The sequence below is a fragment of the Bradyrhizobium sp. WSM471 genome, assembly GCF_000244915.1.
Classification (GTDB): Bacteria; Pseudomonadota; Alphaproteobacteria; order Rhizobiales; family Xanthobacteraceae; genus Bradyrhizobium.
Window position 1 is genome coordinate 745,218 of sequence record NZ_CM001442.1, and the last position, 10,422, is coordinate 755,639.

The following is a 10,422-nucleotide window of genomic DNA, read 5'->3' on the forward strand; positions in this document are numbered from 1 at the left end:
ATTCCAGGTCTGGTGCTTCGCACCAGCCCGGAATGACAGAGTGGAGCTACGTCGCCTTCTTCGCGAACGTCGCCTTGAGATTATCGAACAACTCCACCTTCACGCCGTTGCGGCGCATAATGAAGCTCTGCTGCAGCACCGAGAGCGTGTTGTTCCAGGCCCAGTAGATCACGAGGCCTGCCGGGAAGCCCGCCAGCATGAAGGTGAAGATCAGCGGCATCCAGTTGAAGATCATCTGCTGCGTCGGATCCGGCGGCGTCGGATTCAGCTTCATCTGGAACCACATCGTGATGCCCATGATGATCGGCCAGATGCCGAGCGCCAGGTAGTGGCCGAACACCGGGATCGTGGTCGGATCGAACGGGATCAACCCGAACAGAGTGAACAGGTTGGTCGGGTCCGGTGCGGAAAGATCCTTGATCCAGCCGAAGAACGGCGCGTGCCGCATCTCGATGGTGACGAACAGCACCTTGTACAGCGAGAAGAACACCGGGATCTGGATCACCACGGGAAGACAGCCGGCAACCGGATTGATCTTCTCCTTGCGGTAGATCTCCATCATCTCCTGCTGCTGCTTCACCTTGTCGTCGGGGTAGCGCTCCTTCAGCGCCTGAAGCTGCGGCTGGACCGACTTCATCTTCGCCATCGAGGCGTAGGACTTGTTCGCCAGCGGGAAGAACAAGAGCTTCACGATCACGGTCACGAGCAGGATCGAGATGCCGAAATTGCCGAAGAAGCGGTAGAAGAAGTCGAGGCCGAGGAACATCGGCTTGGTGATGAAGTAGAACCAGCCCCAGTCGATCAACAGATCGAAATGGTTGAGGCCGAGTTCCTTGTTGTAGCCGCCATGGCCGGCGAGCGGGAAGTTGATGCCGACGACGCTGGCTTCCTTGGCGCCGGCGAACAGCCGCGCATTCGCGGTCGCGGAGCCGCCGATCGCGACGGTGACGGGATCGAGCAGATAATCGGTCTGGTAGGTGTGGACGTTGCCGCTCGGGTTCGACGAAAAGCGCGCCTGAATCTGCGCACTGGTGTCCGGCAGCAGCGCCGAGGCCCAGTATTTGTCGGTCATGCCGAGCCAGCCATTGGTGGCCTTGAAGTTCACCGTCCTGGCTTCGTCGATTTTCTTGTAGGCGTATTCCTGCAAACCATCGAGATAGCCGATCAAGCCTTCATGCAGGATGTAGTAGCCGGAGACCTGCGGCGTGCCGTGGCGCGAGATCAGCGCGAACGGATAGAGCGTGACCGGCGCGTTGCCGACATTGCTCACTTCGTCCTTGACGGTGAAGAGGTAGTGGTCGTCGACCGCGATGGTGCGGCGGAAGCTGAGGCCTTCGCCATTGTCCCATTTCAGCACCACCGGCGTGGTCGGCGTCAGGCTGCCGCTGCCGTCCTGCTGCCAGACGGTCTGCGCGTCCGGCAGTTTCGCCGTCACGCCCGTGGCCGGTACCCAGCCGAACTCGGCGTAATAGGGCTCCGCGGTCCCCGAGGGCGAATACAGAATGATCGGCGGTGACTTCGGATCGACCGTTTCGCGGAATTGCACCAGCGCGACATCGTCGATGCGTCCGCCCTTCAGCGAGATGCTGCCGGCGATTCGCGGCGTCTCGATCTTCACGCGCGGGCTGGCGGCAATCGCAACGTCGCGCGCAACGACCGGCTGGGCTTGCTGGTTCGCGCTCGGCGTCGCCGGTTGGGCCGTGCTGCCGGCCTGCGGCGTGGCGCCCGGCGTCGCGGAAGCCGTCGGCTGCGGCGTGGTCTTCTGCAGCTCGGCCTGCGCCTGTTGCTGGGCGCGCTGCTTCTCCATAGCCGGCATGTTGTAGAAATACTGCCAGGCGATCAGCACGAAGCCCGACAGAATGACAGCGAGGATGGTATTGCGGTTGTCGGTCATCATTCTCTCGTCATCAATCCGGTTTGCGGCTGGTCGCAGGAGCGGGGCCGGGCTTTAAGCCGTCGGTTCTTGAGTCGGTTTTTGGGCTGCTTCTTGGGCCGCGTCCCTTGTGCGTATGCCGCGCGGGCTTCGCGAACGCCATGCGCAGATCGTCGAGCATGGCGGCGAAGTCGCGCGAGAGCGCGTCCCTTCGGCCGACCAGCACATAATCATGATGGGGCTGCATTGACACCGGATCGAGCCGCTTCACCAGTTCGCGAAGCCGGCGCCGGATGCGATTGCGCTGGGGGGCGTTGCCGTTCTTTTTGGTGACGGTGAAGCCGATCCGGATCGGGCCGCTGTCGTCTCGGTCAAGGCTTTGGCGGTCGAGGCTTTGCAGGACGAACGCGGGACTATTCACCCGCGCGCCATTGGCAACGGCGAGGAAATCCGCTCGCTGCCTCAGCCGATCCATGATGAAATCCCAAAAAGGGGGTCCGGCTCAGGCGCTCAGACGCTTGCGGCCGCGGGCGCGGCGGGCGGCGAGCACCTTTCGGCCGCCGGCCGTGGCGAGACGGGCACGGAAGCCGTGACGGCGCTTGCGCACCAGTTTGCTGGGTTGATAAGTCCGCTTCACGGGTTTTTCTCCGCTGACCGGGCAATTTGCCTGTAGAATTGATGATAAAGTCCGGAAGATGCTGCCCAAAACGGGCCTTTTTCGGCCCCAAGAGAGCCGCTCCCGGCGTCACACCGGGTCATCGCGGACAATTGGCCGGCTTATAAGCGAGCGCCTTCTTTTCGTCAACGCCGCACAAGAGCTCAATTCCGGCGAATATCGCTGTTTGTGCGGGGTTTTTAACCCTTGAGGTAGCGACTCGCCAGATCTGCGCTTACATCCGACCTTGGCAGATTGACGATCTGTAATTTGACCGCGCTGGGGGCGGGCCGCATCTTCATACGCGCCAACACCCTTCACCCGGCGACATCTTTCATCCGGCAAAGGCAGCGAGGGCGAATTTCGTGGCAGCGACAGACCTCCAGCCGATCCAGGATGGGGATCAGCGGGACCCGCCGGCGGCGCTGCCGCGCGGGACGCGCGGGCTTGGGCTGTCCGGCAAGCTGCTGCTGCTCACCGTTCCCCTGGTGATGATCGCGGCCATCCTGCTCTACGTACCGGCCATCGCCAACTTCTGGGTCAACCGGCTCAACGACCGCGTCGCCGCGGCCAACACGGCGGCGCTGGTGCTCGATGCGGCGCCGCTCGGCATGGTTCCCGATTCGCTGTCGCGCGAGATCCTGAAAAGCATCAATGCGCGCGCCGTCGCCATCAAGATGGGCCAGCAGCGCCGTCTGCTCGCCAGCGACAATCTGCCGGCGGCCATCGAGCACGACATCGACCTGCGCGACATGACGGCGTGGGAGGCGATCACCGGCTCGTTCCGGATGATGCTGGAGACCGGCAACCAGGCCATCCGGATCGTCGGGCCGGGCGTCGGCAACGCCCAGTTCATGGAGATCGTCACCGACGAGCTGCCGCTGCGGCAGTCGATGTACCGCTTCTCCCGCAACGTCGTGGTGGTCGCGCTGATCATCGCGGTGCTGACCGCGGGCCTCGTCTATCTCGCGATGCATTATCTCTTCGTGCGCCCGATGCGGCGGCTGACCGCGAGCCTGGTCGGCTTCCACGAAAATCCCGAGAGTTCGGCGGGGATCATTGTGCCGAGCCAGCGCAGCGACGAGATCGGAGTTGCCGAGCGCGAATTGTCGGACATGCAGCGCGACCTGATGTCGATGCTGCATCAGAAGAGCCGGCTCGCCGCCCTCGGCCTCGCCGTCTCCAAGATCAATCACGATCTGCGCAACCTGCTGGCCTCGGCGCAACTCCTGTCCGACCAGCTCGCCAGCGTGCCGGATCCGCGGGTGCAGCGCTTTGCGCCAAAACTCGTCCGTTCGCTCGAGCGCGCCATCGCCTTCTGCCAGTCGACCTTGTCTTACGGCCGCGCCCAGGAAGCCGCGCCCGACCGGCGCATGATCATGATCGAGCCGGTGGTGCTGGAGGTGCGCGAGACCGCTGGCCTTGCCTCCGACGCCTCGATCGCCTGGGTCGCCGCGATCGAGCGCGGGCTCGCGGTCGACGCCGATCCCGACCAGCTCTTCCGCGTGCTGCTCAACCTCGTCCGCAACGCCGCCCAGGCGCTGGAAAGCCATGCGTCCGCCGAGGGCGGCGCGCAGCAGATCCGGATCACGGGAAAACGCGAGGGCGCGGTCGCCATCATCGAGGTCTCCGATACCGGCCCTGGCGTGCCGCAGAGGACCCGCGAACATCTGTTCGAGGCGTTCCAGACCTCCGGCCGTCCCGGCGGCAGCGGACTCGGCCTTGCCATCGCCGCCGAGCTGGTCCGCGCCCATGGCGGCGACATCCATCTGGTCGAAGGCACCATCGGTGCCACCTTCCGGATCGTCATCCCCGACCGCCCCGTGGAACTGCTCTCCGTCCGCAACGAGCGGGCGCGGGCGTAGGTCGGCCAGCGGCCGAGTGCGGAAACCGTCATGTCCCAGCAAAATCTCCCCAATCCGGACCTTGCCAATTGGGGCAAGAGCGGTTAGTCAAAGCGCTCTTTCGCACCCCTCCGGCGTAGCCGGGGGCTGCCTGCGGGCCATGCCCGCACTGTCAGCGAAAAACGCGCCCGTAGCTCAGCTGGATAGAGCATCAGACTACGAATCTGAGGGTCGGACGTTCGAATCGTTCCGGGCGCGCCATTCGGCTTTGATTTCGCAGCGGTTTTCCGGAGCCGGTCGGGCTCGTTACCGAGCGTTACCGTAAGCGTTACCGTAACTCTCGACGCCCTTAATCGCAGCCGCGATTTCGATCAGGGCCTCTCTTCTTATCACCCTTATCTGAAAGAGCTGGTGGGTCGCATATTGAGCCAGCACATCGTGCAGCTCCGCGGCTCCGGTATCTGTATCGTCCGAGTCCTCACTTCGAATGGCTTCCGCAGACTTTGATCTGCCCTTGTGGAACGCCATGTCGACCGGGCCGAAGATCTTCCTTTTGCTGTGTCCTCTCCCTTCGAGCCACCTGACCACGGCATAGCGCGGTAGTTTCTCGGTGCCCTCTCCCAGCGGCTCGTACAATTGAAGTGCCGTGCGCGCGAGGCGTCTGGAGCCAAACGAGCGAAAGCCACCTTCGAAGCGCCGTTCCGGCTCAACGTCCATCGGCAACTCTTTGATGCGATCGGCGAGGAAGCCCTCCAGCGTGATCCGGCTCTTTTTGGTGCCAACCGGCGCGAGGTTCGCGAAACGCCTCAGGGCCTCAGCCGAATCCTTGGCAAACGTGCTCGCAGCAGCTGCGAGCACGAGGCGAGCACCGTCCAATTCGCTCATGTCGGCGGCGCCGCGTCCGTAGCCTTTGAACGAGATCAGTCCCTCAAGCCTGATCATTTTCAGATGAAGTTGAGCGCTCTCGCGAGAGATCCCAATGGCGTCGGCCACGACGTCGGCCAGCTTTCTCGATGAAACCACAGGGCACCCTCGAATCATTGTCGTTAACCATAGCTTTTGTGGACCTATTGCCCAACTAAAAATTTAGTGCCATATTTGGGGCACTGAACGGAGAGGGCATGGCAAAAAACTTGGTCTATCGGGCGATCGGGCAAAACGGGATGATCATCCCGACTCCGCTGTATGCGGACGACAGTTTGCTCGCCGAGATCGTACTGGGTGAGAAGGCCTCCCGTTGGACGGAAGTCCGCAGGGCTTTCGAGCGCGACGGCTTGCCTGCGCCGCGCGCCTCCGTCTGCCATCTTTATTACGTTCCCGCTGTTCTGAGGTTCCTTGATCGCCGCGAAAGCATCGGTAGCGTCGAAGCTGACTATCCCGAAGATGGTCCGGACATGTTCGGGCCATGACCAGACGGAATCGTACAGCAAAAGTGCGGATCGCCGGCGAAGTCGTGCAACTCCGTGCGCCGGGCCTTAAGCAAATCCGACGCAGAGGAAAGCTTCAGCTCTATTGGGCGAAGGACGAGAGACCCGAGTGCGCGGACTACCGTCCCGCTACTGTTCGCATTCACGTCGACCTCACCGATCCCGCGTCGAAGGAAAGCATCGAGCAGATCTGTCAGCGAGAGCAAGAATGCCTCGAGCGCTGGTTGGAGAAAGGCAACGACGATAAGGAGCGCCTTCAGCCGAAGTTCAACGGCACCCTCGGAAGCCTATGCCTGATTTACGAGTCCGATCCTGAGAGCGGATTCGCGGACGTGCAGGACAACACTCAGAGCTCGTATCGAGATTGGCTGAAGATTATCCGCGAAACGATTGGACTTCGCCGGATCGACCTGCTGCCCGCCAAGTACTTCAGGACCTGCTACCGAAATTGGCGGCAACCAGCCTCGCAAGGTGAAGAGCCGCGCGTGCGGCGCGCCTACGGCTGCATCCAGATGATCAAGATCCTGCTCGGCTACGGAATGCAGGCCAACCTCTTCTATGCTCACTGCGAACGTCTTCTCAGCGGCCTTTCGAAGATGAGGTTTGCAAAAAATCCTCCCCGGGACTCGGTCCTCACCTACGAGCACGCGAACTCCATCGTGAACCAGGCACTCGAAGCCGACGACATTTCTTCGGCGTTGGTTCAGGCGCTGCAATTCGAATGTTTTCTGCGCCAGATCGACATCGTCGGCAAATGGCGGAGGGCGAAAAGCAGCTACGTCGCAAAGCCGGGCGAAGTACAGCACGGCGCCAAAGTCTGGTCAGGCATGACCATGGACATGATCCTCACCGACAACAAGATCCTTCGCGTCCGCACCTCGAAAACCGGTCAATTCGTCGTCCATGACTTGGACAAATGCGAACTGGTGACGCGCTGCCTGAAGGAGTTGGGACCCGTTGACCCCGAGATGCCTGTCGCCCGACGGAAAGACGGCACTCCTTGGCCCACGCACATGGACTTCGGAAAACTCTGGCGTGAGTACGCCAACGCGGCCGGGGTGCCGAAGTCGGTCTGGAATATGGACAGCAAGGCTGGCGGGATCACCGAAGCCGCTGGTGCCGGCGCCTCTCACGACGACCTTGCGGGCTCGGGCGCTCACGCCACCAAGACGACGACTCGCCGGATCTACATGCGCGGAGCGCCAGAGATCTCGGCCCGCGTTCAGAAGGCAAGGCAGTCGTCGCGCCATGGCAAGCGTGTTGATGGGAATGGGACAAGCGCAAACGAGAATTAGAGCCTTGGCAAAGGGAGAAGCCATGGCGCGAGATTGCAGAAGCGAGGACATCGGTATGCCAAGCGAGAAATATCAGCGAGAGCCGTACGCGCCGCCCCCGATCATGTTGGAGGTCTATCTGCCGGAATTTTCGGGGTTCTCATCGCCTAAGTGGGCGGCGCTCTTGGCGGAGCCGCGCATCCGCGCCGCAGAGATCTTTTCGCTTCAGCACCAGCCCGAAGGCGAATTAGATTTCGGCGAGTATCTCGATCTCTTGGACGAGGTGCTGGATTTCGAAAAGCAATGCTCGGAAGTCGCGCGGTCAGTCTGTTTAACTTTCGCGATTCACCTGGCGACACGAGTGGGCTTTCCGCACGGCTTGCAGTTCGAGCGGTACGACGCGGCGGCCGACCGCATCGTCGCGAAAATCCGCCTCACGGCTGTCCGACGGCTTCTCGACCTCTGCAGCCAGCGGCGGCATCGCCCGCTCGAAGGTATCGTGCCCGGCGATTTCGAGCCGCTTTGGGAGGCCGACTGGGATTCGGCGGAGCGTCGCAGCGAGGCCACGGCCCGCTGCCTGCGGGCGCTGGATCCGCCCACCGTCGGCAAGCTGCTGCGCGCCTTCGTCAATCCGCGCATCGAAAAGAAGGCGCTCCTCGAGATCGAACAGCGAGAGGCCGCCTCCGCCTTTTCGGACGCGATCGACTGGATCGAGCTTCGAGCGGCGCTCGCACGGCGCCGTCGTCGGAAAGCTGAACCCAACAATCCCAAGAATGGATAGACATCGATGAAGAACATGCAGACCTATACCGCCTACATTCCGGTCCACTGTATCGATCAGGACGACCATGTGCTCGCCCGCGGACTTTCGGCGAGCGAAGCCATGAAGCTCGCCTGCAGTCACGGAGACGCCTGGAAGATCCGGCTCGAACAGAACGACTACGGCTCCTTCACGCACTACGTCTCGACCGTATCGCCCGACAAGCGTCCGGCCGAACGGTCTTGGAGCGAGCAGCTGCATGCGACGGTGATCCGGACGACCGATGGCGTGGCAGACGAGGCGATGGCGCTCGAGATGATCGCGGCTCAGTTCTTGCGGTTGAGTCATCTCTATTGGAACGGCAAGATCAACAGCGACGAGCAGTTCGATAAGCGGGTGCGTCGCGTGAAGGAAGCGCGTGAGGTGCGCCGCATCGATCGCGAGATTGCGACCAAGCTCATCGATGCCTTCATCGGTGACGGCTTCACGATCACGTGCGATATCCAGGATATCGAACCTGAGTTCGAACGCTGCTCCGACCGCGATGCCATCCTAGAGTACATGTGGCAGATCCAGATCGTCGAGATGTCGGTGCACAAGAACGAATTTAAGGGATGGCTCCGTCTGATTTTCGATGAAGCTGGCTGGGACCTCGTCCAGGAGTACAGCGTCGGCCTCGAGCACATCATCGACCCAATCTGCGAGCCCTATCTGCCCTGGAATCAGCCGAACGCCGACGACTTTGACCACGGCATCCACATGCTGGTCCTGAATTCCCCCGACGACGTGCTCAAGATCGAGGAGATGCTGAAGTGAATCAGGATGACGACCACGAACTCGAGGAGATGTTCGTTGGGGAGATGACAGAAGGCTATCTGGACGGCCGGAAGGAGGACTCCCCGGAACCGTCGGCCAACCGGTCGCAATCCTATTGCCACGGGTTCGCCAACGGTCGCGATGATCTCGCGAAGTCGCCGCGGTTGCCCGCCTTCATGCTTCGCATTCTCGCGGAATTGGCAATCAAAGAGGATGTGAGAAAGCTGCGTGCCGGCAGGCTGCACTAGCTTGCGTGGCGGCGGCTGAACGGAGCCAGACCGTCTATAGACGGTCGGCCGAATAGCAACATACGCAGAGCCCCGAGGATTCATGTAGTTATCAACGAAGGAGCTCGAGATGGCTAAGACGATGACAAAGAAGACCAAGATGACGAACACCGGAAAGCGTGTCGGACGGATGGAGAGCCGTCGCGCCGACCTGCTCGGGTTCCGGACGCGGGCGTCTTCCGAACCGGCCGCTTCCAACGGGGTCCGGCCGACTCCAGGATCCCCAGGCGTAAAGCCGACATCCGCCGTGCCGACGCGACCGGCCTGACCAGTGGGAAGACAAAGGTGCCTACGAAGGGTAAGGCGGTCAATAAAGCGAAGGCCGTCAGGAAAGCCAACTTGATCAGGAGTGCCGAACGCAACAAAGCGATGGCGCTCGGACGCGGCTGGCACATCAGCCCCGACGGCGGAAAGACGGAATTGCCTGCCACGTTGGTGTTCTTCCGCGACATTGGCGATCGCCACCTCGCGGTTTTCAAGATTCGTGCATCGTGACCAAACGATCGTTTCCCCGCTCGCTCTAGCGTTTTGTCGCGGCGCAAGGGCCATCCACGACAATGGCAGACCCTAACGCGAGATTGCACGCTCGGGCTTCGGAAGATACGGTGTGCCCACGGAGCTCGCGCAGCACTTTGGACAGACTTCCGTGCAAGTGGTGGATTACTCAAGCCGACAAGGGCATACAGCGCCTCGTATCCGGCTCGCGTGGGCAGTGGCGCGCGGTCGAACGCGACGCCTGGGTGGTTTCATTCTGCCCCTGATTTTTCGTAACCCCGAAACTGTCGCTTTGGTCAAAGACCAGGTAACACGAAAAGCGAGAGATCAAATTGGTGCGTGGGTAAAGCCTATTGCCGTCGGCTTAGCCAAGGCAGCGACCGTGTTGTCAAAGAGTATCGGCGGACCGAATGCCTCAGGTGATAAACCTATGTCTCTTATCGGACGAGGCCGATTGGTTCAGGATCCATCGAAGGTTCAGGCCGGGATTTCTCGATTAGGCCGCGTGCTTCAGTTAGGAGTGTATTCCAAAGCTTACCCGTTTCTCGATTGAGCAGCTCAAATACCTGCTCCATCGCATCCCAGAACTGCTCGGACACTTCGCCAGGAGAACAGCCGGACATCTCCCAATCAGCTTGCGACATCTTCTCAGGAGATTCCTGCAGCGTAATGTACAACTCGTCGAAAATCTCGTTCCCCCAGCAGGCCTCGGCTACGGCTCCTGCAACGGCCACCATGATGCACGTGCTCGGATCGGCGCCTAGCATCAGGCATTGGGTCGACCCGACCCACTGCTTCTCGCTGTAGTCTTGGGGTTCGATCTTTCGAATTTCCGCGTGAACGATAGATAGTCCGAGATACCTCGCGACGACCACGTGCCCAGCCTCATGAACGGCAGCATGCCGGCGGTCTGCCGCAAACGTTTTGGCCCGCCGCACAGGAGATGGCCTATCCAAGGAGAAGTCGTTCATAACGATCCAATGTGTATCGA

Annotated in this window: 12 protein-coding genes and 1 tRNA gene; 8 read left to right on the forward strand and 5 right to left on the reverse strand. The window is 61.3% G+C overall.

The window, feature by feature from the left end; genetic code table 11:
* Window positions 1-46 precede the first annotated feature (46 nt).
* From yidC to rpmH, 3 genes are read right to left on the reverse strand one after another with little or no spacing between them, the layout of a single operon-like run.
* Window positions 47-1,894 (reverse strand): membrane protein insertase YidC, encoded by a 1,848-nt coding sequence (gene yidC / locus BRA471DRAFT_RS03530; RefSeq protein WP_007604694.1) that lies wholly within the window; start codon window positions 1,892-1,894, stop codon window positions 47-49.
* A gap of 13 nt (window positions 1,895-1,907) precedes the next feature.
* Complete coding sequence (gene rnpA / locus BRA471DRAFT_RS03535; protein ID WP_007604695.1) at window positions 1,908-2,348, reverse strand: ribonuclease P protein component; 441 nt, start codon at window positions 2,346-2,348, stop codon at window positions 1,908-1,910.
* A 27-nt stretch (window positions 2,349-2,375) separates the two neighbouring features.
* The gene (gene rpmH, locus BRA471DRAFT_RS03540) at window positions 2,376-2,510 is read right to left on the reverse strand and encodes a 50S ribosomal protein L34 (protein ID WP_008542748.1); all 135 of its coding nucleotides are present in this window, start codon (window positions 2,508-2,510) and stop codon (window positions 2,376-2,378) included.
* A gap of 383 nt (window positions 2,511-2,893) precedes the next feature.
* On the opposite strand from rpmH, the gene BRA471DRAFT_RS03545 reads away from it, so the two are divergent.
* The gene (locus BRA471DRAFT_RS03545) at window positions 2,894-4,393 is read left to right on the forward strand and encodes an ATP-binding protein (RefSeq protein WP_007604696.1); all 1,500 of its coding nucleotides are present in this window, start codon (window positions 2,894-2,896) and stop codon (window positions 4,391-4,393) included.
* Window positions 4,394-4,556: 163 nt separating this feature from the next.
* Window positions 4,557-4,633, forward strand: a tRNA-Arg gene (locus tag BRA471DRAFT_RS03550).
* 45 nt (window positions 4,634-4,678) lie between these two features.
* Here the strand turns inward: BRA471DRAFT_RS03550 and BRA471DRAFT_RS03555 are convergent.
* Window positions 4,679-5,365 carry a hypothetical protein gene (locus tag BRA471DRAFT_RS03555; protein ID WP_157233962.1) on the reverse strand — a complete coding sequence of 229 codons (687 nt, stop codon included), beginning with the start codon at window positions 5,363-5,365 and terminating at the stop codon, window positions 4,679-4,681.
* 128 nt (window positions 5,366-5,493) lie between these two features.
* On the opposite strand from BRA471DRAFT_RS03555, the gene BRA471DRAFT_RS03560 reads away from it, so the two are divergent.
* From BRA471DRAFT_RS03560 to BRA471DRAFT_RS37805, 6 genes are all read left to right on the forward strand, one after another.
* Window positions 5,494-5,781 (forward strand): hypothetical protein, encoded by a 288-nt coding sequence (locus tag BRA471DRAFT_RS03560; protein WP_007604698.1) that lies wholly within the window; start codon window positions 5,494-5,496, stop codon window positions 5,779-5,781.
* Window positions 5,778-7,094, forward strand: coding sequence for a hypothetical protein (locus tag BRA471DRAFT_RS03565; protein WP_007604699.1), 1,317 nt, complete (start codon window positions 5,778-5,780; stop codon window positions 7,092-7,094). Before BRA471DRAFT_RS03560 ends, BRA471DRAFT_RS03565 begins: the two co-directional genes overlap by 4 nt.
* A gap of 55 nt (window positions 7,095-7,149) precedes the next feature.
* Window positions 7,150-7,854, forward strand: coding sequence for a hypothetical protein (locus tag BRA471DRAFT_RS03570; protein ID WP_035973504.1), 705 nt, complete (start codon window positions 7,150-7,152; stop codon window positions 7,852-7,854).
* 6 nt (window positions 7,855-7,860) lie between these two features.
* Window positions 7,861-8,649 (forward strand): hypothetical protein, encoded by a 789-nt coding sequence (locus BRA471DRAFT_RS03575; protein ID WP_007604701.1) that lies wholly within the window; start codon window positions 7,861-7,863, stop codon window positions 8,647-8,649.
* On the forward strand, window positions 8,646-8,897 hold the full coding sequence (locus BRA471DRAFT_RS03580) for a hypothetical protein (RefSeq protein WP_007604702.1): 252 nt from the start codon (window positions 8,646-8,648) through the stop codon (window positions 8,895-8,897). Before BRA471DRAFT_RS03575 ends, BRA471DRAFT_RS03580 begins: the two co-directional genes overlap by 4 nt.
* 378 nt (window positions 8,898-9,275) lie before the next feature.
* Entirely contained in the window at window positions 9,276-9,431 is a 156-nt protein-coding gene (locus tag BRA471DRAFT_RS37805; protein ID WP_157233963.1) for a hypothetical protein, read from the forward strand.
* A gap of 437 nt (window positions 9,432-9,868) precedes the next feature.
* Here BRA471DRAFT_RS37805 and BRA471DRAFT_RS03585 read toward each other — a convergent pair whose 3' ends face one another.
* Window positions 9,869-10,402, reverse strand: coding sequence for a hypothetical protein (locus tag BRA471DRAFT_RS03585; protein ID WP_035973505.1), 534 nt, complete (start codon window positions 10,400-10,402; stop codon window positions 9,869-9,871).
* Between the last annotated feature and the right edge of the window lie 20 nt (window positions 10,403-10,422).